The sequence below is a fragment of the Gordonia sp. ABSL11-1 genome (assembly GCF_030315685.1).
Taxonomy (GTDB): Bacteria; Actinomycetota; Actinomycetes; order Mycobacteriales; family Mycobacteriaceae; genus Gordonia.
Genome location: NZ_JASXSI010000007.1, coordinates 169116 through 194570, shown reverse-complemented (window position 1 = coordinate 194570; position 25455 = coordinate 169116). Strand labels below are relative to the sequence as shown.

15 protein-coding genes and 1 tRNA gene are annotated in these 25455 nt (G+C 68.6%); 5 read left to right on the top strand and 11 right to left on the bottom strand.

The annotated features are described in order from the left end of the window. Positions 1–162 precede the first annotated feature (162 nt). From QSJ19_RS10660 to QSJ19_RS10650, 3 genes are all read left to right on the top strand, one after another. Positions 163–5811, top strand: coding sequence for a glutamate synthase-related protein (locus QSJ19_RS10660; protein ID WP_286320259.1), 5649 nt, complete (start codon positions 163–165; stop codon positions 5809–5811). Position 5812: 1 nt separating this feature from the next. Beyond that, positions 5813–7663: a sulfite reductase subunit alpha gene (locus QSJ19_RS10655; RefSeq protein WP_286320257.1), complete on the top strand. Its 1851-nt coding sequence runs from the start codon at positions 5813–5815 to the stop codon at positions 7661–7663. A gap of 68 nt (positions 7664–7731) precedes the next feature. After that, the gene (locus QSJ19_RS10650; protein ID WP_286320255.1) at positions 7732–8751 is read left to right on the top strand and encodes a ChuX/HutX family heme-like substrate-binding protein; all 1020 of its coding nucleotides are present in this window, start codon (positions 7732–7734) and stop codon (positions 8749–8751) included. A 94-nt stretch (positions 8752–8845) separates the two neighbouring features. On the opposite strand, the gene rho is transcribed toward QSJ19_RS10650, so the two are convergent. The 6 genes from rho to argS all read right to left on the bottom strand — a co-directional run bounded on the left by rho (position 8846) and on the right by argS (position 17685). Continuing rightward, entirely contained in the window at positions 8846–10918 is a 2073-nt protein-coding gene (rho, locus tag QSJ19_RS10645; RefSeq protein ID WP_286320254.1) for a transcription termination factor Rho, read from the bottom strand. A gap of 335 nt (positions 10919–11253) precedes the next feature. Then, positions 11254–12255, bottom strand: coding sequence for a homoserine kinase (thrB, locus tag QSJ19_RS10640; RefSeq protein WP_502876132.1), 1002 nt, complete (start codon positions 12253–12255; stop codon positions 11254–11256). Continuing rightward, positions 12236–13318, bottom strand: a complete 1083-nt coding sequence (gene thrC, locus QSJ19_RS10635) for a threonine synthase (protein ID WP_286320251.1) — start codon at positions 13316–13318, stop codon at positions 12236–12238. Before thrC ends, thrB begins: the two co-directional genes overlap by 20 nt. Continuing rightward, entirely contained in the window at positions 13311–14621 is a 1311-nt protein-coding gene (locus tag QSJ19_RS10630; protein WP_286320250.1) for a homoserine dehydrogenase, read from the bottom strand. Before QSJ19_RS10630 ends, thrC begins: the two co-directional genes overlap by 8 nt. Continuing rightward, positions 14618–16036 (bottom strand): diaminopimelate decarboxylase, encoded by a 1419-nt coding sequence (lysA, locus tag QSJ19_RS10625; protein ID WP_286320249.1) that lies wholly within the window; start codon positions 16034–16036, stop codon positions 14618–14620. The genes QSJ19_RS10630 and lysA overlap by 4 nt, the downstream gene beginning before the upstream one ends. Continuing rightward, positions 16033–17685: an arginine--tRNA ligase gene (gene argS / locus QSJ19_RS10620; RefSeq protein ID WP_286320248.1), complete on the bottom strand. Its 1653-nt coding sequence runs from the start codon at positions 17683–17685 to the stop codon at positions 16033–16035. The genes lysA and argS overlap by 4 nt, the downstream gene beginning before the upstream one ends. Before the next feature lie 161 nt (positions 17686–17846). Here argS and QSJ19_RS10615 point away from each other — a divergent pair, with 161 nt between their 5' ends. Both QSJ19_RS10615 and QSJ19_RS10610 read left to right on the top strand, forming a co-directional pair. Next, positions 17847–18710, top strand: a complete 864-nt coding sequence (locus QSJ19_RS10615; protein WP_286320247.1) for a thioredoxin-like domain-containing protein — start codon at positions 17847–17849, stop codon at positions 18708–18710. Positions 18711–18721: 11 nt separating this feature from the next. Beyond that, positions 18722–19600: a DUF305 domain-containing protein gene (locus QSJ19_RS10610; protein ID WP_286320246.1), complete on the top strand. Its 879-nt coding sequence runs from the start codon at positions 18722–18724 to the stop codon at positions 19598–19600. Positions 19601–19610: 10 nt separating this feature from the next. On the opposite strand, the gene QSJ19_RS10605 is transcribed toward QSJ19_RS10610, so the two are convergent. From QSJ19_RS10605 to QSJ19_RS10585, 5 genes are all read right to left on the bottom strand, one after another. Beyond that, on the bottom strand, positions 19611–20297 hold the full coding sequence (locus QSJ19_RS10605) for a hypothetical protein (RefSeq protein ID WP_286320243.1): 687 nt from the start codon (positions 20295–20297) through the stop codon (positions 19611–19613). 81 nt (positions 20298–20378) lie between these two features. Further along, entirely contained in the window at positions 20379–21254 is an 876-nt protein-coding gene (locus QSJ19_RS10600) for a class II glutamine amidotransferase (RefSeq protein WP_286320242.1), read from the bottom strand. Between the two features lie 83 nt (positions 21255–21337). After that, positions 21338–21410 (bottom strand) — tRNA-Arg (locus tag QSJ19_RS10595). A 55-nt stretch (positions 21411–21465) separates the two neighbouring features. Beyond that, positions 21466–24141: an ATP-binding protein gene (locus QSJ19_RS10590; RefSeq protein WP_286320241.1), complete on the bottom strand. Its 2676-nt coding sequence runs from the start codon at positions 24139–24141 to the stop codon at positions 21466–21468. A 25-nt stretch (positions 24142–24166) separates the two neighbouring features. Next, positions 24167–25387, bottom strand: a complete 1221-nt coding sequence (locus QSJ19_RS10585) for a metallophosphoesterase family protein (protein ID WP_286320239.1) — start codon at positions 25385–25387, stop codon at positions 24167–24169. Between the last annotated feature and the right edge of the window lie 68 nt (positions 25388–25455).

Sequence of the window (25455 nt, the reverse complement as noted above, 5' to 3'; positions counted from 1 at the left end):
GTTTCATTCCCTAGTTAGGCATGCCTTAGGATAGTAAGGCTTAGCTAAGTTGTAGGCTGATGGCTTCGTCGGCGTCACTTCATCGTCGCAGTGACGCCGACTCCCCGGACGATCCGACCAGTGCCGTCCCGCGCGGGGCGGACCGAGAACTCAGAGGACCGAATGCGGCCAGAACTTGACCCCGGAGCGCTGCTCTGGGATCCGAGCGACGAGAAGAGCAGTTGTGGGGTGGGCTTCATCACCCGCAAGGACGGGGTGCAGAAACACTCCGTGATCTCCAAGGCCCGCGAGGCCCTGTGCTCGGTCCCCCACCGCGGCGGCATGTCGGCGCTCGGCGTCGGCGACGGCGGCGGCGTCTCGATGGACCTCTCGCTGCGGTTCTTCCGCAAGATCACGGGCCGACCCGATCTCCGACTGGGCCGGTTCTGTGTCGGCAACTTCTTCCTCCCGACCGAGCCCGAGGCGGCGGCCCACGCCGCCCGGCTCATCGAACGCACGATGACCGGCCGGGGTTTCGGGATTCTCACCGTGCGCGACGTCCCGGTGGACAACGACACGCTGCGTCGGGCGGCCGTGTCGTTCCAGCTGCCGATCCGTCAGTGGGTGTTCTCGGCGCCGGAGCCGTGCCCGGAGCCCGCTGCACTCGACCACGCCGTTCAGCAGGCCCTGTTGCACATCGAGGCGATCGCCTTCACCAAACCCGAGCTGGCCGGGCTCTATCCGCTGTCGCTGTCGGCACGGACGCAGGTCCTCAAGGGCCGGTTGTCCTCGCCTGAGGTCATCGACTACTTCACCGACCTCGGCGACCCGGACCACGCGGTGCACACGCTGTACTTCCACACACGGTTCTCCACGAACACCGATCCACATCCGACGATGGCGCAACCCTTCCGGTTCCTGGCGCACAACGGAGAGCTGAACACCGACAAGAAGAACCGCATCGCGCAGGTGACCGCGGCGACCGCGCAGCACAAGAGCATCGTGCGGCCACCCGGGCAGTCCGACAGTTGCCGCCTGGACCAGACGGTGGCGGCGAGGGTCATCGAGGACCGGGTCGACCTGGTGACCGCGATCGTGTCGATGATGCCGCCGGCATGGGAGAACGACTCCTCGCTCTCGGAGCCGGTGCGCGCCATGTTCGAGTACTTCTCGCTCGTCGAGGAGAAGAACGACGGCCCGGCGGCGGTCGTGTTCGGCGACGGTACGGTCATCGGCGCCCGACTCGACCGTCTCGGTCTGCGTCCGCTGCGGACGGTCGAGACCACTGACTACCTGTGCGTGTTCTCCGAGGCCGGCCAGATCGCGTTCCCACCCGAGACCGTGATCGCGCGGGGGCGGGTGTCCGCCGGCGGGATGATCTACTACGACCATCGGGAGCACCGCACCTACACGACGCGCGACGCCTACGAGAAGCTCGCCGCCGCCAGGGATTACGGCGCCCTGCTGGCCGCGGCCAGGATCGACCTCGCCGACGTCGAGGCGGCGACCGGTGCGCCGGGCGACCGGGAACCGTCCACCGACGACGCCTGCGATGGCACCGAACTGACCGACCATCAGCGGTACCGGGCCTATCACCTCGACCAGGAGAGCTTCCGGTACTTCGTCGACCCGATGCTCTCCGATGGCGCCGAACGCGTGTCGGCCATGGGATTCGGCAACGCCATCAACGCGCTGACCGACATCGAACCCAATGTGGCGCGGTTCTTCTCACAACGCTTCGCGCAGGTGACCAATCCCCCGCTCGACAGCATCCGCGAGGCGGACGGCATGACTCTCCGGGTCGCGTTGGGGGCACGCCCGGGTACCGGCCCGGAGTCGACCGCCGCGAACCGCCAGATCGTCCTGCCCACGCCGATCCTCGGTACCGGCGACCTCGACCTGCTCCGCCGACAGGACGTGACCCCGGTCCGACGATTCGACGCATGCTTCCCGATCGTCGCCGCCGACGACGAGGACGGCGGGGACGGCGACCGCCGCGCGATGGTGTCGGCGGTGGATCGTCTCGGCGACGAGGTCGTCGCCTTCGCCGAGTCACACGGCGGGATCGCCGTCCTGAGTGACCGCGGCATCGCCGCCGACCGCGCCGCGATCCCGATCGTGTTCGCGGTGTCGGCGCTCAACCAGAGACTCATCGCAGCTGGCCTGCGTCTGCGGGTGTCACTCGTTGCCGACACCGGGCAGGTGGAGTCCTCCCATCACCTCGCGGCCACCCTGGGATTCGGTGCTGCCGCAGTCCATCCCCATTCGATCGCACGCCGCGCGGCCTCGGTGTCGACCGACGGGACCGAACGGCAGGCGGCGTTTGGTCGGTGGGCGCGGGCGGCCGAGAAGTCGTTGATGAAGACGATGGGACGGGTCGGACTCTGTACCGTCGAGAGCTACATCGGCGGCGAGTTCTTCGAGCCCAACTTCCTCGACACCGCCGATACGGACCTGCGCCGGTGGTTTCCGGATCTGCGTGCCCCGGTCGGAGGTGTCGGACTCGGCCCGATCGCGGCGTCCGTGGGCCGTGCTCACCGTGCGGCGGTGAGCACCCCGCTCGCCTCGGACAAGGACCTTCCGTTGCTCGGCCTGTTCAAGGAACGCGCCGACGGCGCGGGCCACTCGTTCGGCGCGACCGCGGTCCGCAAGTACGCCGACCTGACCGGTGAGAAGATCACCTTGACCACCGCCGGCCGCGAATCCCCCTCGGCCGCCGAGGCCGACCGCGCCGGCGGGCTCCGCCTGCTGACCCTCGGCACGTTGTCGGATGCGTTCGGACTGGACGCGGGCGCGTACGCGGACAGTTCCTACGACCGCCTCTCCGCCGACGACATCGATGCGTTCGTGGTCACCGACGCCTACCGTTCGTTCGCCGAGGAGATCGCCGCACAGCGTGCCGTCCGTCCGAGCGCGCTGCGCGACATCCTGGCCCTCCCACTCGACGTGACCTCGGCGGGAATCGTCGACGACTTCGTCGGCGTGCTGCACCGGACCCAGACCGATCCGGCCGAGACGGTCGCCGTGCGCGGTCTACGGGTGACCTCGCTCGAGGACGACGCCGGCACACCGGGCAGCTTCCATCTGACCCTCGACGGAGATCCCACCGGCTCCGACGGACTCGCGCGGGTCCAGGCCCTGGCACAGGCGCTCGCCGACCTGCTCGGGACGTCGGCGGAGATCCTCGACTGCGGGGACTCCGGGATCATCGTCGTCGCGAGCGGCACGGCCATCGATCTGCTGCGCCGCCTGCGTACCGCTCAGCCGGCCATCGCCCTCGCCGATGTGCAACCCGCACACGAGATCACCGCAACCTTCGCCTCCGGCGCGATGAGTCACGGCGCCCTGGTCGCGCCCGCCCACGAAGCGGTCGCCCACGGCACCAACATGGTCGGCGGACTGTCCAACAGCGGCGAGGGCGGCGAACACATGTCCCGCTACGGGACCATCCGCGCGTCGGCGATCAAGCAGTTCGCGTCCGGACGCTTCGGCATCTGGGCGGGCTACCTCGCCGACCCGATGCTCCGCGAACTGGAGATCAAGATCGGGCAGGGAGCGAAACCCGGTGAGGGCGGACAGCTCCCGGCCCCGAAGGTGACGGTGGAGATCGCGGCCGCGCGCGGTGGTACACCCGGCGTGGAACTCGTGTCACCACCGCCGCATCACGACACCTACTCCATCGAGGATCTCGCCCAACTCATCCACGACTGCAAGGCCGCGCGCGTCCGGGTCATCGTCAAACTGGTGTCCTCGGAGGGCATCGGGACGATCGCGGTCGGCGTGGCCAAGGCCGGTGCCGACGTGATCAACGTCGCGGGCAACACCGGAGGCACCGGCGCGGCGTCGGTGACGAGCCTGCGCTACGCCGGACGCGCCGCGGAGATCGGCCTCGCCGAGGTGCATCAGGCACTGTGCGCCAACGGCTTACGACAGAAGGTGGTGCTGCGTACGTCGGGTGCCCACCAGACCGGTCGCGACGTCGTGACGTCGGCGCTGCTGGGTGCCGACAGTTTCGAGTTCGGCACATCGGCGCTGATGATGATCGGCTGCGTGATGGCCAAGAACTGCAACATCAAGTGTCCGGCCGGTCTGACGACCAACCCCGAGGTCTTCGACGGGGATCCGCGATCGATGGCCCAGTACCTGTGCAACGTCGCCCACGACGTCCGCGAGATCCTCGCCGGCCTGGGTCTGCGCAGCCTGGCGGCCGCCCGTGGCCGCACCGATCTGCTGCGGCTGATCGACCATCCCGCGGCGGTGACCGCCCTGCGACCGCAGGCCCTGCTGGCCCGGATCGCTCCGGTGGCGATCACCGACCCGGTCTATCTGGAGCGCGATTACGCGATCGACGATGCCCTCGGCCACGAGGTCCGCACGGCCCTGATGGAGTCGCGCGAGCTCGATGTCACGATCGACACCCCGGTTCTCGGCAACCGGAACAAGAGTGTCGGCGCCCAGCTCGCGGTCGACATCGAACGGATACTGAACCACGAGTTGACCGCCGCCGACGCCGCCGCCCTGCCGAGTGTGCTCGTCGACGACCGTGGACGCCGGTTCCTGGGGCCGGAGTCGGTGCGGATCACCACCTCCGGCTCGGCCGGACTCTCGTACGCGGCGTTCTGCAACGACGGGATGCGCCTGGAACACAGCGGTACCTGCAACGACGGCGTCGGGAAGTCGATGTCGGGCGGCAGTGTGATCGTGCGGTCGCCGGGCGGCGGGTCCCCGTCGATCGGCGGCAACGTCCTGATCGGCAACTTCGCCCTGTTCGGCGCCACGGGTGGCCGACTGTTCGTCGAGGGTGAGGCGGGCGACCGGTTCGCGGTCCGCAACTCCGGTGCGACCGCGGTCGTCGAGGGGGTGGGCGAGTTCGCCTGCGAGTACATGACCAATGGTGCTGTGCTCAACCTCGGCGGGTACGGCAAGGGCCTCGGGAACGGGATGAGCGGCGGGTTCCTGTATCAGTACGACCCGGCGTGCGTCCTCGAGTCGCGGATCAGCAGCGACTCGGTGATCGTCGGGGCCATCACCGGCGTCGACGATCCCCTCGCCCCCGTCCACCATCATGCGGTCCGGCAGATGCTGGAGATGCACGTGGCGGCAACCGGTTCGGCGCTCGGCACACGGCTGCTGGAGAACTGGGAGACCGAACGTCACTACATCTCCTATGCGATGCCCCGAGCCCTGGGCGCCTATCAGGACAGCGACGCGCTCGTGGCATCGATCTCGCGCCGCGACCTCCTCGACGAACTGTCGACCGCACTCGCGGCCCATCAGGTGCGGGCATTGAAGGTCAGCATCCGCAGTGGCACGCCGGTGGCCGACGGCGTCGTACCCCGCTACGGTGAGACCGACAACGCGGAGATGTACCGTCTCCTGAACGCGTTCACCGTGTTCGAGCTCGCGCGCCAGGTCGCCTCCGCACGCCTGGCGCGGGCAGCAGGCGCCCGGTCCCGGGAGCAGGTCTCCGCCTGGACCGATCAGGCGATCGCCACCGGAGCGCGCAATCTCGTCCTCACCGAGGACTTCGACCTGCTGTCGAAGGTCGCGCGCTACGCGCGTGACATCCTCGGGGCATACGACGCCGATCAGCTCGCTGCGCTGATCGCGGCCAAACGCGTGGACGACTACAAATCGGCACTGGCACAACGCAATGTCTGGTCGATGGATGCGCCCGGGACCTATGGATGGATCCTCCTGCAGGACCGCAAGAACCGCGAGAAGCTGGGCGGACTCCCCGGTTTCGACGAGCTCTTCGCCGCCGCGGCAGTTCCCGACGTCGCGGGCGGCCCGGGCTCCTCCGTCGACCCAGCAACGACAAAGGTGGGATGACATGCAACTCCCCTACATTCCAGCGGACATCCCGTTCACCGGCGACCAGAAGGCCTGGCTTGCAGGCTTTCTCGCCGGAATCAACACGCGGATCGCGATGCCGGCGGGAGCGCCGCCGGCAGGCGTGCCCGTCGGCGGGACCGCGACCGTCGACGCGGCGGCCCCGGGCGGCATTCCGTTACAGATCGTCTACGGCAGCCAGACCGGGACCGCGGAATGGTTGTCCGAGCAGGCCGAGGCCCTGGCCCGCGAGCACGGTTTCGAGCCCGTCCGCTGCGATCTCGACGCGCTCGACATCACCGCGCTGTCGGCGGTGCGCCGTCTTCTGGTGATCACCTCGACCTACGGCGAGGGCGACATGCCCGACAACGCGGAACTGTTCTGGCAGGCCCTCGCCGCCCCGGACGCACCCCGGCTCGACGGTCTCTACTTCGGGGTGCTCGCCCTCGGCGACTCCATCTACGACGGTTTCTGCCAGGCCGGCAAGAACATCGACGCCCGCCTGGCCGAACTCGGCGGCACCCGCGTCGTCGATCGCGTCGACTGCGACGTCGACTTCGAGGATCCGGCGACCGACTGGATCGGACGCGCAGTACCCGCCCTCGCCGCAGTGGACGTGGGCGCAATCGAGGTGGGCGCAGACGAGGTGGGCCCGGCCCCCCTCTCAGTAGCCGGTCCGGCCGCGGCGGCGGCGACCACCGCGCCCACGGGACCGGCCCCGCGCACGAAGTCCCCGTGGACCCGTAAGAATCCGTACTCCGCGACCGTCGTCGCCAACACGCTGCTGTCTGCACCGACCTCGGACAAGGAGGTCCGCCACCTGGAGATCTCGTTGGGCGACAGCGGGATCGATTATCAGCCCGGCGACGGCATCAGCATCTCGCCGGTGAACGACGACGAACTCGTCGACCGGATCATCACCCGTCTCGGCGTCTCGCCGGACACCGTGATCACCGATCGCAAGGTGGAACGGTCTCTGCGCGAGGCCCTCACCGAGCACTACGAGATCTCCACGCCGTCGAAGTATCTGCTCGACTACATCGCGCAGCGCAGCCAGGACGCCGAACTCATCCATCTGACGTCGAACGGCGATCGGGAGGCGCTCGACGCCTGGATGTGGGGCAAGGACGTCCTCGACCTGCTCGATGTCGACCCGACACTGACGATCAGTCCCGAGGAGCTCATCGCCGAGTTGCGGCCGCTACAGCATCGCGTGTACTCGATCTCGTCGAGCCCGTTGGCTCATGCGGGCACAGTGCACATCACGATGGCGACCGTGCGCTATCGCTCGGGTGATCGTCAGCGCGGCGGGGTGTGCTCGACCTTTCTCGCCGACCGACGGCCCGAGGGCACACAGGTCGGCGTGTTCATCTCACCGAACAACTCGTTCCGCCTACCGCCGGACGACACGAAGACCATCATGATCGGGCCCGGGACCGGCATCGCACCGTTCCGTTCGTTCCTGCACGAGCGGGCCGCCCGAGGCGCCCGTGGTGGGAACTGGCTGTTCTTCGGTGACCGACGTCGCGCGCACGATCACATCTACGCCGACGAGATCGACGGCTTCGTCACCGACGGCATCCTGGACCGGCTCGACCTGGCGTTCTCCCGCGATCAGGAGCACAAGATCTATGTCCAGGACCGCATACGGGAGCAGGGGGCCGACCTGTTCGGATGGCTTTCGGACGGTGCTCACGTCTACGTGTGCGGTGACGCCACCCGGATGGCCCGCGACGTCGACACCGCGCTGCGCGACGTCGTGGCGGAGCACGGCGGGTTGTCCGACGACGCCGCTCAGGACTATCTCGATGACCTCAAACGCGCGAAACGCTATCTGCGCGACGTCTACTGACCGAGCCCGGCTCCCCACTCCCGACACCAACCGTTGAACTGCACATCGCACGGGAAAGAAAGGCAACGATGCCCGAATCACCCCGCCCATCGGACTCCGGACACACAGGAGGATCGCCGCGCCCACGATGCGGCGAGCAGTGCAGTTGTCCGCGGGCGAACGGGGCGACCAACGACCTCGACACACTGCTGGCCACGCCCGGATTCTCCGGCTCGCTACTGGGCTCCGATGTGGCCGCGGTCGCCCAGCACCTGCCGCTGCTCGACCAGGTGGTCGGTGTGACGGTGGCCGGCCCGGTCCTGATGAACGACGTCGGGACGCACGAGAGTCCCGTCGGCATCGGCGGGCCGATCCGATGCCGGCCGTCGCGGATCGCGTTGCGTATCAACCCGGCCCGACTCGGAGCTGCGCTCGTCACCGACCCGGCCGCGCATGTCCCGCCGACGTTGCGTCTGTTCGATGCGGACGGCAACACCGCGCACGCCACCTATCTCACGGAGTCGTCGGATCGCCTGGCATTCGAAGCGCTGTCGCTGAACGCCGGCGGCTTCGGTGCCGACGACCATGACTCGGATGAACAGGTGACTGTCGTCGGCGGGGCGCCCGAGATGACAACCGTCGCAGAGTCGATGCCGGCGACCGATCAGATCGGCCAGTTCGACTCGATCCTGGAAGACGGAGGACGGCAACGTCTCTCGTCACTCCCAGAGATGATCGGTGAGGGGTTCGGGCGAGTCGAGGCACGGCGGGTGATCGCGGCCGTCGAGCATGCCGCGCTCCTGGGTCTGCCGATGACGATGACCACCGCCGCGCCCGGATGTCTGCAGATGCGTCATGACCGGCTCGACGGCGCCCGCGAGCACCGTGGGTCGATGGTGGTCGCATCCGGTAGCTGCCGCGCGATGATCAACTTCAATCTGGTGACCGAATGCTGGGTGACCTGGTCGGACGGGGTGTGGGGACGGACCGGATCGATCGAGTTGTACGACCGCCACGGCCAGTGCAGTCTCGTCGCCACCCAGACCGGCTCGGTGTCGCCCGAGACCTTCGAGGCCTGGAATCAGCTGATGTCCGACGTCGCCGGGTAGCGCGCCGGTATTCCGGACTTTCTGCACACGCTCGGCGCGACAGAGGACACGGCCGGCGCGCACTGCTGCGACGCCACCGCGCCCATCTGTCGTGTCAGTCGTCGTTCATCGCTCCCGGTGCGGTCTTCTGCACCTGCATCAGGAACTCGATGTTGGTCTTCGACTTCTTCAGCTGGCTGATCAGCAGGTCGATGGCCTGCTGGGAGTCGAGGCCCGACAGCACTCGCCGCAGCTTGTGCACGATGGAGAACTCCTCCGGCGACAGCAGCAGTTCGTCCTTGCGCGTGCTCGACAGGTTCACGTCGACGGCCGGGAACACGCGACGTTCGGAGATCTTGCGGTCCAGCTTGAGCTCGGCGTTGCCGGTGCCCTTGAATTCCTCGAAGATCACGGTGTCGCCGGTGGAGCCGGTCTCGACCAGCGCCGAGGCGATGATCGTCAGCGAGCCGCCGTTCTCGATGTTGCGGGCGGCGCCGAGGAACCGCTTCGGCGGGTACAGCGCGGTGGAATCCACACCGCCGGACAGGATTCGGCCCGAGGCAGGGGACGCGTTGTTGTACGCGCGACCCAGGCGGGTGATCGAGTCCAACAGCACGACGACGTCTTTGCCGTTCTCCACCAGACGCTTTGCACGTTCGATGGCCAGCTCGGAGACCGAGGTGTGGTCTGACGGCGGGCGGTCGAAGGTCGAGGCGATGACCTCACCCTTCACCGAGCGCTGCATGTCGGTCACCTCTTCCGGACGCTCGTCGACGAGGACGACCATGAGGTGGCATTCCGGGTTGTTGGTGGCGATCGCATTCGCGATGTCCTGCAGGATCGTGGTCTTGCCGGCCTTGGGCGGCGACACGATCAGCGCACGCTGTCCCTTGCCGATCGGCATGATCAGGTCGATGACCCGCGTGTCGAGCCGCTCGGGAGTGGTCTCGAGGCGCAGTCGCTGGTTCGGGTACAGCGGGGTCAGCTTGTTGAAATCGGGCCGCTTCTTCGCGGTCTCGATATCCGTGCCGTTGACGGTGTCCAACCGGACGAGCGGATTGAACTTCTGTCGCTGGTTGGGCTGCTCGCCTTCGCGCGGGACCTTCACGGCACCGGTGATCGCGTCACCGCGGCGCAGGCCGTTCTTACGGACCATGTTCATCGACACGTACACGTCGTTCGGCCCGGCGAGATATCCCGACGTCCGCACGAACGCGTAGTTGTCGAGGACGTCGAGGATGCCGGCGACCGGCTGCAACACGTCGTCGTCGGAAACCTGCGGTTCGCTCGGACCACCCGATGAGTCGCGGTCACGCCCGCGGCGACGCTCGCGGAAACGCCGACCTCGCCGGCCGCGGCCGCTGCCGTCGCCGTCGTCGTCGCGGTTCTGGTTGTCACGGTTCTGGTTGTCGCGACCCTGACCACCGTCGCGGTTGGAGCCGCCACCCTGGTTCTGGTTGTCGCGATTCTGGTTGTCCCCGCGGTTCTGGCCACCGTCGCGGTTCTGGTTGTCCCCGCGGTTCTGGCCACCGTCGCGATTCTGATTGTCGCCGCGGTTCTGGTTGTCGCGCCCCTGACCGCCGTCACGGTTCTGGTTGCGTCCGCGACCGCGTCCTCGCTGGTCGCCGGCGTCCGACTGACGATCGTCGGTGGAGGTCTGGCCCTCGGCCGGGGCTTCGGCCTTGCCACCGTCGGCCTTGCCACCGTCGGCCTTGCCACCGTCGGCCTTGCTACCGGCCTTCGCGTCGGTTGCAGGCGCTGCGTTCTCCGCGGGCTTGTTCTCGGCGGGCTTGTTCTCGGCCGGGGTGTCGGTTCCGGCGTCGGTCGAGTCCGCTGCGGCGGTCCGCGTGCGACGACGACCACGGGTCGGCGCCTCCGACGAGGAGGCGTCACTGCCGGCGTCGATGGTGAGCTGCGCATCCGCACCCGACTTCTTCGGAGCCGGCGACGAGCCCTCCTGACGCTCCTTGATGGCGGCGATCAGGTCGCCCTTGCGCATCCCTGAGGTGCCCTTGATGCCCAGCTCGCCCGCAAGGGCGCGAAGTTCGGTGAGCACCATGCCGGAGAGTCCGCTGCGAGCGCGCGTGGAGGAGCCACGTGTGGTCGAACTCACCGCGGACGACGTGCCGTCGGCAGAGGGGGACGTCGACGTGGAGGCTGGTGCGGTGATGAGGTCCGTATCCGTCACGGATATCCTTTCATTCCCCCGCAGACCGGAGCTGCGTCGGGATTCATTGCCACCCCGCCTCATTCAGGCGGGACTTCGTCTCCGTCGGAGATGTCCCTGGGAGTCTCCTCAGAAGACGGTAGAAGAAATGTGGTCCGCTGCGGTGTGTCCGCTGGTAGTGCTGGGCAACCCCTGATGGCAGATCGTGCGTTCGGCATCGGGCCAGCCAGACGGCACGATCAGTAATCGAAGAGGAGCACGGCAAGACATGCCTGCGCGGCTAGACCAGTATATGGTAACTCGTTCGCATGATAGGGGCAACACGCCCGTGACGCCATCTGCGTGCGCGTGACGGCTCAGACGCGGCCGTGCGTGACCTCTACCCCACCGGCGATGGCCACGGACGCCGCGGCGAAACCCAGTGACGCGGCGATCTCACGGGACTCGGCCGGCACCGGCCCGACGCCCAGGACCAGCACAGTGGGGCCGGCACCGGAGACCGTCGCGGCATGGCCACGGCGACGCAATGCGGTGACCAGCTCGGCGGTCGGACCCATCGCCTCGGCCCGGTATCCCTGGTGCAGCCGGTCGGCGGTGGCGGCGAACAGCACGCTCGGATCGGTGGTCAGCGCGACCACCGCGAGCGAGGCGCGGCTGACATTGAAGATCGCATCCCTCCGCGGAACCAGATCCGGCAGCAGACCCCGCGTGTACGACGTGGACGACTCGGTGTCGGGGACGAACACCGTGGCGGTGACGTCCGGGTGCACCACGAGGCGTCGTGCGCGGTAGCGCGGCTCGTCACCGTCCTCGATCCAGGTGACCACGGCGGCACCGAGGACGCTGGCCGCGGCGTTGTCCGGGTGTCCTTCGAACTCGGAGGACAGCTGCACCAGTTCGTCGTCGTCGAACGCGGGGCGGACACCGGCCTCGACCAGCAGGCCGGAGGCCGCGGCGAGTCCGGAGACGGCGGCGGCCGCCGACGACCCGAGCCCGCGTGAATGCGGGATCGCGTTCACGCAGCGCAATCTCAGGCCCGGCGCGGCACAGCCGGCGGCGTCGAGTCCGCGCCGGATGGCACGGGCCACCAGATGGTTCTCGTCACGCGGGACGTCACGTGCTCCCTCGCCGCTGACCTCGACGTGCACGCCGCCGTCGGTCGTCTCGACGATGAGTTCGTCGTACACCCCCAGGGCGATGCCCAGGCAGTCGAAGCCCGGGCCGAGGTTCGCGCTCGACGCGGGAACCCGGACGCGAGTCGAGATGCCCACGGGCAGAGTCATCTTGGTCTCCGTGAGTGCCACACGCTCAGTCATCGCGATGGGGTCACCCGTCAGGTCAGCGGACGCCGAGCGCATCGGCAACCGCGATCGGGTCGACGGGGATCGCCTCCACCTCGGGCATACCGCGCAGTGCGGTGTCCGAATCCTTCAGTCCGTTGCCGGTCACCGTACACACCACCGTCGAGCCCGGTGCAATCCAGTTGTCCGCACGCGCCGCGAGCAGCCCGGCGACACTGGCTGCCGACGCCGGCTCGACGAAGACACCCTCGCGGCCGGCGACGAGCCGGTACGCCTCGAGCAGTTTCTCGTCGGTGGCGGCCCGGAACTGTCCGGCGGACTCGTCCTTGGCCGCGACGGCCTGGTTCCAGCTCGCCGGCGACCCGATGCGGATCGCGGTCGCGATGGTCTCGGGGTCCTTCACCGGTGCACCGTTGACCAGCGGGGCCGCGCCCGCGGCCTGCACACCCAGCATCCGGGGCAGCGACGAGCTGACGCCGTCGGCGTGATACTCGGTGTAGCCCTTCCAGTACGCGGTGATGTTGCCCGCGTTGCCGACCGGCAGCGCGTGCACGTCGGGTGCGCGCCCGAGGACGTCGACGATCTCGAACGCCGCGGTCTTCTGGCCCTCGATCCGCGACGGATTGACCGAGTTCACCAACTCGATCTCGGTGAACTCCGAGGTGGCCTTGCGGGCGAGCTCGAGGCAGTCGTCGAAGTTGCCCTGCACCTGGATGATCTTGGCGCCGTGCATGACCGCCTGGGCGAGCTTGCCCATGGCGATCTTGCCCTCCGGAATGAGCACCGCACAGGTGATACCGGCGCGGGTCGCATAGGCGGCGGCCGACGCCGAGGTGTTACCGGTGGAGGCACACAGAACAGCGGTCTTGCCGTTGTTGACCGCCGTGCTGACGGCCATCGTCATCCCACGGTCCTTGAAGGAACCGGTCGGGTTGAGCCCCTCGACCTTGAGGTAGACCTCGCAGTCGGTCAGCTCGGACAGGTGCGGGGCCGCGATCAACGGCGTGCCGCCTTCGAGGAGGGTGACGACCTTCCAGTCGTCGGCGACCGGCAACCGGTCGCGGTAGGCCTCGATCAGGCCGGGCCAGCGCTGATGGACCGGCATGGTGGAGTCAGTCATCGGTTCCTTCCAATCGCAGCACACTCGACACCTTGATGACGGCGTCCATATCCTCCAGCGCCGCAACCGTTTCCGACTGCGCGCGATCAGGGGCACGGTGGGTCACGACGATCAGGCGGGCGTCGTCGCCCGCACCTTCCTGACGGACCGCGGCGATCGACACCGACCGCTTGGAGAACTCGCCGGCGACCTGGGACAGCACCCCGGGCCGGTCGGCGACCTTCATCGACACGTAGTAGCGGGTGGGTACGTCGTCGACGGGGGCGATCGGCAGCTTCGCGTAGGTCGACTCGAGCGGCCCGCGACCGCCGTGGACCTTGTTGCGCGCGGCCATCACCATGTCTCCCAACACCGCGGACGCCGTGGGCGATCCGCCCGCGCCCTGCCCGTAGAACATCAATCGGCCGGCGTTCTCCGCCTCGACGACCACCGCGTTGAACGCGCCGTTGACCGTCGCGAGCGGATGGCTGAGCGGGATCAGCGCCGGATAGACACGGGCGGAGATCCGCTGGCGTCCATCGGCGTCGTGCACGCGCTCGCAGATGGACAACAACTTTACCGTGCAGTCGAACTTCTTGGCCGCCACCAGATCCGCCGACGTCACCGACGAGATCCCCTCGCGGTGCACGTCCGCGGCGGTGACCCGGGTGTGGAAGGCGATCGACGCGAGGATGGCCGCCTTGGCCGCCGCGTCGTAACCCTCGACGTCGGCGGTCGGGTCCGCCTCGGCGTAACCGAGCCGTCCCGCCTCCGCCAGAGTGGCGGCGTAATCGGCGCCGGTCTCGTCCATCTCGGAGAGGATGTAGTTCGTGGTGCCGTTGACGATGCCCGCGACGCGTTCGACGGTGTCGCCGGCCAGCGACTGCATCAGCGGTCGGACCACCGGGATCGCCCCGGCGACGGCGGCCTCGAAGTACAGATCGACCTTGGCATCCGCGGCGGCGGTGGCCAATTCACCCGTGTACTCGGCCAGCAGCGCCTTGTTCGCGGTGATCACCGACTTCCCGCTCTCGAGCGCCGCCCGGATGAGGGCGCGGGCCGGATCGATCCCGCCCATCAGCTCGACGACGATGTCCACGTCGTCGCGGTCCACGAGCGACGCCGGGTCGTCGGTGAGCAATTCCTGGGCGACCTTGCGCGGCCTGCCGAGATCGCGGACGGCGACACCGCGCAGTTCCACCGGCGCCCCGACACGAGCGCGCAGGTCGTCGGCGTTCTCCTCGATGATCCGCACGACCTCGGAGCCGACATTGCCCATGCCGAGCACGGCCACACCGATGGCGCGGTTGGGTGTCTGGTTCATTCGGTCACCTCCAGGGTGAGGATGTCGTCGATCGTCTCTCGACGCAGGAGCAGGCGGGCAGCCGCATCGCGGACGGCCACCACCGGCGGCCGCATCGCCAGGTTGTAGCGGCTCGACATCGAGTAGCAGTACGCGCCGGTGGCGGCGACGGCGACGAGGTCACCCGGTGCGAGATCCTCGGGCAGCCAGCAGTCCTTGATGATGATGTCGCCGCTCTCGCAATGCTTTCCGACGACACGGCTGACCACCGCAGGCGCGTCGGACACCCGGGAGACCAACCGGATGTCGTACTCGGCCTGATACAGCACGGTGCGGATGTTGTCGCTCATCCCACCGTCGACCGACACGTAGCGTCGGGTGAGGTTCTTGCCGACCGTCACGTCCTTGATCGTGCCGACGCGATACACCGTGACCGTGCCCGGTCCGGCGATCGCGCGTCCCGGCTCGACCGCGATCGACGGCATCGGCAGCCCCACCGCGGCACTCTCGCGCCGCACGATCTCGGCGAGACGTTCCGCGACATCGCCGACGGGCAGCGGATCATCGTCGGGAAGATATGAGATACCCAGTCCCCCACCGAGATCCACGATGGACAGCTGCGCCGTCTTGTCGACACCGAATTCGGCGACGATCTCCTTGAGGAGGCCGACGACGCGGTGGGCGGCCAGATCGAAACCGTCCATGTCGAAGATCTGCGAGCCGATGTGGCTGTGCAACCCGACCAGACGCAGGTTGTCGGTCGCGAACACGCGCCGGACCGCATCCATCGCGACGCCGCCGGCGAGCGCGAAGCCGAACTTCTGGTCCTCGTGAGCGGTGGCGATGAACTCGTGGGTGTGCGCCTCCACGCCGACCGTCACGCGGACGAGCACGTCGGCGACCACACCGCGCTCGGCTGCCAGCGCATCGAGACGGTCGATCTCGATCATCGAGTCGAGAACGATGTGCCCGACACCTGCGTCGAGCGCCATGGCCAGCTCGTCCACACTCTTGTTGTTGCCGTGCAACGCGATCCGGGCAGGCGGAAAGCCGGCACGCAACGCGATGGCCAACTCGCCACCGGTGCAGACGTCGAGCGACAGCCCCTCCTGGTCGACCCATCGGGCGATCTCGGTACTCAGGAACGCCTTGGACGCGTAGTGCACCCGCCCGTACGGCCCGAAGGCGGCGAGCATGTCGGCGCACCGCGAACGGAAATCGTCCTCGTCCACGACGAACAGCGGTGTGCCGTACCGCTCGGCGAGTTCGGCGACCCCGACACCGGCGAGGCGGACCTCACCGTCGTCGCGGGCCGCGTTGCGCGGCCACACGTTCTCGGGGATGCGAGCGAGCAGCTCCGGATCGTTCGGCCGTTCGGCGAGGTGCGGGGCGGCGAGGAGTTCGGCGTGCCGCGGCCCGGCCGGGTGCGCGTTCACATCCGCTCCGGTGCGCCGACGCCGACGAGATCGAGCCCGTTGGCGAGGACCTGACGGGTGGCCGCGCAGAGCGCCAACCGGGCGGCATGGATGTCCGCGGCGGGCTCGTCACCCTGCGGCAGGATCCGACATCGCGCATAGAAGCGGTGATAGGCACCCGCGAGGCTTTCCAGATACCGGCAGACACGGTGTGGCTCACGCAGTTCCGCAGCGATGGCCACCACCTCGTCGAAGTCCCCGATGGTACGGATGAGCTCCCCCTCGGCCGGATCCTCGAGGAGGTCGAGGTGTTCGAGCGACGCGGTCAGACCGAGATCGGCGGCGTTGCGCGACAGCGCAGACAGCCGTGCATGCGCGTACTGCACGTAGTAGACCGGGTTGTCGTTGGACCGCTTACGCAGCAGGTCGAGGTCGATGTCGATGTTGACGTCGACCGACGAGCGGATGAGGGCGTAGCGGGCGGCGTCCACGCCCACGGCGTCCACCAGGTCGTCGAGCGTGATCACGGTCCCCGCGCGCTTGCTCATCCGGACCGGCTTCCCGTCCCGGACGAGGTTCACCATCTGCCCGATGAGGACCTCGACGGTCGCCGGGTCGTCACCGAGCGATGCCGCGGCCGCCTTCAGTCGTGTGACGTAGCCGTGGTGATCTGCCCCGAGCATGTAGATGCACAGGTCGAATCCGCGGTTGCGCTTGTCCTTGTAGTAGGCGATGTCGCCGGCGATGTAGGCCGCGTTGCCGTCACTCTTGATGACGACGCGGTCCTTGTCGTCGCCGAAGGTCGTCGACCGCAGCCACCACGCGCCGTCGTTCTCGTACAGGTTGCCGTTCGCCTTGAGTGCGGCGATGCACTCGTCGACGAGTCCGGACGTGAACATCGTGTTCTCATGGGTGAACACGTCGAAGTCGGTGCCGAACTCGTGCAGGCTCGTCTTGATGTGGTCGAACATGAGGTCCACGCCGACCGCGCGGAACGTCTCGAGCCGCTGGGCCTCGGGCTGATCGAGCACGTCGGGGACCTGCGCGACGACTTTCTCGGCGATCTCACCGATGTAGGCGCCGGCATACCCGTCCTCCGGGGTCGGCTCGCCCTTCGCGGCGGCCTCCAGCGAGCGCGCGAACCGGTCGATCTGGGTGCCGTGGTCGTTGAAGTAGTACTCGCGGGTGACCGCGCCACCGCGCGCCGCCAGCACGCGGCCCAGCGCATCGCCCACCGCGGCCCAGCGCGTCCCGCCGAGGTGGATGGGTCCGGTCGGGTTCGCCGAGACGAACTCCAGATTGATCCGACGACCTGCGAACTCGTTGCCCCGACCGTACTCGGCGGCCGAGTCGAGGACTCCGGCGACGATGGAGTTCTGGGCAGCGGCAGCAAGCCACACGTTCACGAAACCGGGTCCGGCGACCTCGGCCTTCGCGATGCCGTCGGTGGCCGCGAACGCATCGGCCAACCATCCGGCGAGATCCCGCGGGGAGACCCCGAGATTCTTGCCGATCCGCAGCGCGATGTTGGTGGCGTAGTCGCCGTGATCCGCATGCCTCGGGCGCTCCACGACGACGGTCTCGGGCACCAGGGCATCATCGAGTCCGCGGTCTCGGACAACGGTCAGCGTCACGGCCCGGAGCAGCTCGGCGAGGTCGGCAGGAGTCACAGGAGACCATCCTATTGGCCCATGTCCGCGTGGGGACAATCGCCTCCGCGTCCGGCGACGGCGTCCACCGCCGGTTCATGTCCGATCGGCGCGGCGCGGCGCATCAGTAAACTGTCGATCGCTGTGCCGATTCGTGGCCGGCAGGTGGCAGAAAGAGAGCAATGGCACGCAAAGCCGGGGCCAACGTACCCAAGTCCAGCAAGCGCCCCGCCCGATCCGGTTCCGTTCCGGCGGCCTCCGGGCGGCACATCGACTGGACGGTCATCGGTGCCGTCGTCGTCGTCCTCGCCCTCATCGCCGGGCTCGCCTGGTATCTGGTGCCGAAGTTCATGGACGAACAGGAGGCCGAGGCGCTCAAGCCGCAGACCGTCGAGGGTTACGTTCCCTCAGCGCAGGATCCCGATCCCTCCACCCGCATCTCCGGCGTGACCAAGGTCTACTACAAGGCGGCACAGCACGTGCGGGCCGATCAGCGGGTCGCCTACGACCAGTCGCCACCGTTCGGCGGACCGCACGACGAGGTGTGGGCCACGTGTACGGGGATCGTCTACCCGAATCCGCTGCGGACGGAGAACGCCGTGCACGCCCTCGAACACGGGGCCGTCTGGATCACCTACAACCCCGACACCATCGGTGCCGACGACCTCGACTCGCTGAAGAAGAAGGTGTCCGGCGAGCAATTCCTGTTCCTGTCGCCCTATCCCGGGCTCGATCACCCGCTTTCCCTGCAGAGCTGGGGCCATCAGCTCAAGCTGGACTCGGCGGGCGATCCGCGCGTCGACCAGTTCATCACCGCACTGCGTCGCAACACGACGCCCGGTGTGTACAAGGAGAACCCGTCGGAGGCCGCCTATCCCGAGACACAGGCCGCGTGTGCGGCCGTCCCGGGAGCCTTCGACCCGAGCAATCCCCCGCCGGCCGACGAAGGGCAGCCGGGACCGGACGCCGTGACGATGGACGGCACCGGCGGCATCGCGGCCACCGACGAGAACACCGGCGCCGGCGCGCCGATGCCGGCGGGCTGAGGAGCGATCCGATGACCGAATCCACCGGCGACGCGCCGTTGTCCGCCTCCACGGATGCCGAGCGCGCACAGGATCCCGACACCGCCCGGGACATCGAGGCAGACGGTCCTCGACCCGACACGTCACGTCGCACCCTCCTGGCGACGCTCGGCGTCGTCGCGACCCTCTTGGTCGGTCTGGGGCTCGGCCTGCTGATCTCCGCGATGTTGCACAGCGACGATCCCGCGGCCGACGAGGTGCCCGCATCCGACTCGGTGGCGGTCGGATTCGCGCAGGACATGATCCGTCATCACGAGCAGGGCGTGGAGATGGCGACCATCGAGCTGGAGAACGGCTCCGATCCCCAGGTCCGCAGCATGGCCTTCGACATCCTCACCGCGCAGAGCAACGAGATCGGACAGATGCAGTCCTGGCTGACCCGATGGGGTCACCCGGTGATCAATCCGAATCCGCCGATGGCATGGATGGCACATGCGGATCATGCGGGGGCTGGTCACGGTGGCTCCGGGTCGGATGCGGAGCACGGGACCGGTGAGCACGCGGGACACGACATGAGCTCCATGCCCGGGATGCCTGCGGAATCGGCGTCGCCGACGGCAGCACCGGATGACGCCGAGGCCCCGCCGATGCCGGGCATGGCCACGACCGCCGAGATGAACCGGCTGCGGACCCTGCGCGGTACAGAGGCCGACGTCTACTTCCTCCAACTGATGCTGCGCCACCACGAGGGTGGGATGCCGATGATGGCGTACGCGGCCGACCCGGCGGACGTCTCGCAGGACTACGTACGTGCCCTGGCGACCGCGATGGAGCAGACACAGGCCAAGGAGATCACCGTGATCGAACAGATGCTCGCCGAGCGCAACGCCGCTCCCCTTCCGATGAACTGATCCGGGCCGCTCAGGGGGACGTCGTCGCGGGTGCGTGTCCGGCATCGCGCCGGCGCGGCAACGTGAGAGCCGCCGACAGCAGGAAGCAGATGGCGCCGACAAACGTACCGGCGCTCGCCACCGCGTCGCTGACCGCGTCGCCCGCGGACGTGACGTAGGCGCCGGTCGCCGACACCCCGAAGGCAAGGCATCCGAGCATGTTGATCTGGGTGGCCCACCATTCGCGATCGCGCGGGGCCCACCACCACCGGACGGCGTGTCCGACGACGATGACGGCGAGAATCCCACTCACCAGGAAGGCAACCGACCCGGCGGCGTCCGGCGTCCACACGCGGCGACGCTCCTCGGTCACCGTGTCCGCGTGCAGGGCTGCGGCGGTACTGGCGTTGAAGAGGAGGGTTCCGGCGAATTGCGTTGCCGCGGAGAGCCACTCTCCACGGAACTGCTTCGGTCCGTCGGCCGCGACGATCGTCGCGTTCCCGCTGAGCACGAGCTGGACGAAGGCGGCGCCGGTGAAGAACCAGGCACCGATGAAAAAACTGAGATTCGCGCCCGACGACCCCGCCCACGCCGCGAAACCGGGCGCAGAACCCACAGCGAAGAGCGTCGAGCCGATCATGAAACCCCAACACTGCTTCTCCACGGTCGCCGACAGGATTCCGAACCGGCCCGCTGATGCTGCGACATCTCCGTTCACCCGACCATCCTCGTACGCCGGGCGACGATCCGCGCAGAAGCGCGCCCGCACGCTCCTCGGTGGGTCGTCAGGCGCGGGCGTTCAGGCGGCCAGCGGCGTGAAGTCCGCGATCTCGGGCTCCTGACCGGCGTGCAGTGTCACGCTCGAGGACTCGGGCACCTCCACCCAGTGCGAGCGCCGGTACTCGAGCTCCAGGGGTTCGGACACCAGGATGCGTCCGTCGTCGGGGAGCTCGACGTGCCCGCCGCCCGCCGCTCGGATCCGCATGCCTGCGACCGAGTGATACAGGGTGCGGGACGAGTGATCACTCGAATACCGCACCGCGAAGGCGGTCTGGCCGTTGGCGGCGCAGATCGTCGCGGTGAACGGGTCGTCGACGCCACGCTCGGCACGTGCCCGTTCGATCCGTCCGGCAGTTCGGGCGAGGGCGCCGAGCGGATCACTGTCCAGACCGTAGGTGAGGGCGAGGAAGAAGCAGAGCTCGGTGTCGGCGTTGCCCTCGATGTGCGGATACAGCTCCGGATCGACGTCGAGTGTGAGATCCCGCTTGACCGCCGGAAATCCACCGATCTCGCCGTTGTACTGAAACAGCCACCGGCCGTGGGTGAACGGGTGACAGTTGACGCGGTCGATCGTGCCGCCGATCGCGGCGGCGCGCACGTGGGCGAGGAACATCGGCGATCGGATCTGCTCGGCGAGGCGCTGCAGATTGTGGTCACTCCACGCGGGGCGGTCATCCCGGTACTGTCCGGGGAAGTCGCGCTCGCCGTACCAGCCGACTCCGAAACCGTAACCGTTCGTCGGCCAGGCATGATGGCGGAACATCGTCGTCATGGGTGATCCGGGAAGATACAGCTGCCGCGCCTCGAAGCTCTGGTCGACGAGCGAATGCGACGGCCGGGTGAGCAGATCCTCCAGCAGGATCGGAGTTCCCGCGTAGGCGAGCCAGCGGCACATGGCCTCACGCTAGCCCGTCGTCGAGCAGGGCGGCCGGAAATGAGGTGATCCAACAGATGTGACAGCGCAACATGGTGTGACGGTGCCCCCGGCAGGATTCGAACCTGCGGCCTTCTGCTCCGGAGGCAGACGCTCTATCCCCTGAGCTACGGGGGCTCAACGGGCGAGGATCAGCGTAGCGTACGCGCGCCGCCGGACTCAAAACCGGGGCTCAGACCGCGACCACGGTCGCGCCGTCGACGCCACGGTAGCGATCGGGGCTGCAGGTCAGCACGATGACCTGTGCGTCGCGACCGGCGGCGGCCAGGACGTCCCCCATGGCCGCGAGACGCCGCGGATCGCTGTAGCCGAGGGCATCGTCGACGAGGACCGGGACCCCCTCGGCCTGGTCCACGAGGGTGGCACACGCCAATCGTGTCAGGACGCCGATCTGTTCGCGCGCACCGCCCGAGAGTGCGTCGTGGCGGACCGTCACACCGTCGACCGTGCGGGACACCACGTCCAGGTTCTCGTCCACATCGAACCGGACGCCGTCACCGAACACGTGAGAACCGAGCTCGGCGAGTCGTCGCGCGAACGGATCGGCGTAGCGCACCCGTGTCTGCTGCCGTTTGTCGGTGAGGGTCTGCCACAACATCGTCGCGGCGTCGGCCCGACGCTGCACACGGGCCAACGTCTCACGTGCAGCCCGGAGTTCGGCAGTCGACTCCTGCAGATCGTCGAGGCGGGACTCGTCGCGGTACAGCTCGATTCGTGTCCGGAGCTCGGTGGCGACGCGGTCGGTGTCGGCGTGCTCGCGCTGCAGGCGCCCGAGCTCGGTGGCGACCCGTGCCCGACGCATCTCGATGTCCGCGACGTCGAGGGCGTCGAGGTCGGCGGCGACCCGGGCGCGGTGCTCCCGCGCCTGCTCGAGCCGCCGCTCGGCGAGGTCCACGTTCTGCTGTGCCCGGGCGTCGTCGAGTTCGCCGACGAGCTCGTCGCGCCGGCGGGCGAGGCCCTCGAGCGATGCGAGGACGCGCGCACGCTCCTCACCCATCGCCGAGGCCTGTGCCATCGACTCGCGCTCGGCCGAGAGTCGTTGGGTCACTGCCCGTTCGGCGCGCATCACGAGCTCACCGAGATCACGCTCGGCGGTGGTCAGCTCGTCGATGGTGGCGCTGATGTCGACCCCGTCGTCGCCCTCTGTCCCGTCGCCATCTGCCCCGTCGACCGCGGCCGCGTGCTCGTCGCCCTCGGCGAGCCGTGCACGGAGTTCGTCTCGACGCGCGATGAGCGTCGACCGGTCGCGACCACCGCACTTCTCGGCCATACGTTCGCGCACCGCCGCCAGGGCATGAGTGGCCTCCACCCGCCGCTGCGCGCGGTCGTGATGATCCGCCAAGGCGCGCAGACCATGTCGGGCGCAGTAGTCGGCGATCTCTGCGTCGACGGCGGCGAGTTGCTCCACGGGCCGTTCGGTACCGGCGGTGCGGTGCACCTGCACGCGGACGATGCCGTCGGCCTCGATCACCGAATCTGCCAGGGCGACATGCTCGGACTCGCCGCCGACCACGACGCCGTCGACCCGCACGGGCGTGGCACCGGTCGGGGTCACCGTGAATCGTGCGGCCGCCGCGTCGACCCTGGCCTGTGCATCCGCACGACGACGGCCGAGCTCGGCGGCGGCGTCCACCGCAGCCCGGTCGACGGTGTTCGACGCCGACTCAGCCGCCAGCTCGTCACGGCGGGCGGCCAGGTCGTCGAGCTGGTCGAGTCGCGTCATGAGGTCGGCCAGCTCGCGACGCTCGCGGAAGGTCCGGAGGGCGATGCGTGCGGCGGTGAGCTCGGAACGCACCTGCTCCCACCGATCGCGCGCACCGCTGAGTTCGCCGGAGAGCTCGGCGGCGTCGGCTGCCGCCGCGGCAGCAGTGGCGCGGTAACGTTCGACGACTTCGGCAAGTCGTTCGGAATCCTTTGTTCGGGAATCGATCTCAGCTTGGGTGCGCTGCCTCTCGACGACATCGCGACGTGCCAGCTGGACCGCCGTCAGGAGGTGCCGGACCTCGCTGTCGGCCGATGCCACCGCGGTCTGCAGTCGCTCGACCTGCTCCCAGACCACCGCGAGTTCGTCCCGTTCGACGGCACGGAGTTCGGTGGCGCGTTCGACCTCGGCGCGACGGTCGATGGTCTCCCGGAGACGGCGGGCGTCGGCCTCCACCGCATCGCGGGCGGCCTCCAGCTGATCGTGCCGCCGTTGCGCATCGTCGACCGCGGCGAGCGCCGCGGACAGTTCCCCGGTCGGACGTCCCTGGCCCGGGGTGCGATACCGCCGGTACTCGGCGAGGACCGCCTCGATCAGGGCGTGATCGGCCGGGTCGTCCACGTCGGGGCCGCCGGCCGGATCGTGGTCGGGATCGGTGGTGCCGTCGGCGGCGCGGTCGAGAGCGCGCGCCAGCGCCGAGCTGTCCGTGAGTGCACCGAGCGCGGGATCTCCCGACTGGAGCAACCGCAGCGCCCGGAAGAGCGCCAGATCCGCATGGTCACCGAGGATCTCGAGCACTCGCTCGTGGGCGTCGCGGCCGCTGATCTGCTCCGCACGCGGCGCGTGCACCGTGAGCGTCGTCGACGGCTGCCGGTTGAAACGTTTTCCGTATGTGATATGCCATGGGCCACAGGTCATCTCGACCTCGACCTCCGAGCCGACGTCCCGGCCCGACGGCATGATGTCGCGCACCTTGGCGGACTTGCTGTCGGCGCGGGTGTGCAGCAACAGGTCGAGCGCCTCGATCATGGAGGACTTGCCCGCCTCGTTGGCACCTTCCACCACAGTGACACCGTGGTCGGCGAAGCGCACGTCGCGATCGGCTATGCCGCGATAGTCCCGGAGCCGCAGCCGGTGGATCCTCATCGCAGGATCCTCGACGGTGACGAGGTCATCGCGCCGTCCCTGCCAGGCGCGCCAGCAGCCCGAGCGCATCGCGAGCCGTCTCGGCTGCGACCGCGTCGTCGGAGCGGCTCAGTCCCAACAACTCGCGTGCCGCCTCCTGCACGTAGCCGCTCACCGCCAGATCGTCGGCGTCACCGTCGGCCGCTATCACGACGAGGTCGTCGTCGCGTTCGGAGCGGGTCACCGCCGCGAATCGGTCGGCGAACTCCTCGAGCAGGTCGTCGAGCACCGCGCTCTCCGCGACGGTCACCGCGCCGACGAGACCGAGTCGGACCACTACCCGCGGTTTGTCCTCGATCGCGTCGAGTTCGGCGCGTAGGGCCTCGATGTCGGCGGCGCCGGCGACATCACGGGTGATGCCGCGGAAGGACCACTGCCCGACGCGATGCGGGGTGACGTCGACCTCGCGACCGGCCGGTCCGCGGCGGAGGGTGACGACGAGCGCGTGACCGGGCTGTTCTTCGATGGTGTCGAAGTTCGTCACCTCGTGGGCACCCGCGTACCAGACCCGTTCGGTCCGGCCGACCTGCGTCACCGAATGGCGGTCTCCCAGTGCGACATAGTCGACGAGTCCCGCGTCGATCGAGGCCTCGAGACGCGCGAGCGCGATCAGAGCGGAGTCGTCGCCGGGACTCGTCGCGTCGGTCCCACCATGGCCGACGACGACTCGGATGTCCTCGCCCGGACGCAACCGCGACACCTGGGCGTCGACGAGATCCGATCCCGGATGCTTGTGCGACCACGGCGCCGCCACGATCTCGACGCCGTCACGTAACCGGTGCACCCCGGGCGTCGACAACACGATGACGTTGTCCGGGCACGCCTGGGCGAAGGTCCGAGACCGGTAGACACCCGCCGCGTCGAACGGATCATGGTTGCCGGGAAGGAGATAGACCGGAGCAGGGAATCCGGCGAGGATGTCGAGGGTGCGTCGGATGATGCGTGAGGACACCCGGTGATCCTCGAACACGTCGCCGGAGACGACGACGAACTCCGCGCCGGCGTCGAGCGCCAGCGCCCCGATCCGTTCGACCGCTTCCAGCCGGGCGGCGCCGTAGGCGTGCGCAGACTCGGCGTCGAGATAACGACGCGTCATACCGAGTTGCCAGTCGGCGGTGTGGACGAAGGTGACCTCACGGACGGCGCCCCGATGGCGCTCACCGTCGGGTGAGGTCACCTCGTCCAACTCGAACAACGGCACGGTCATGTGTCACCTCCGACTCTCGAGGAGATCCTACGAGTGCGGGCCGACAGACTGTGGGACGCGACACCGGG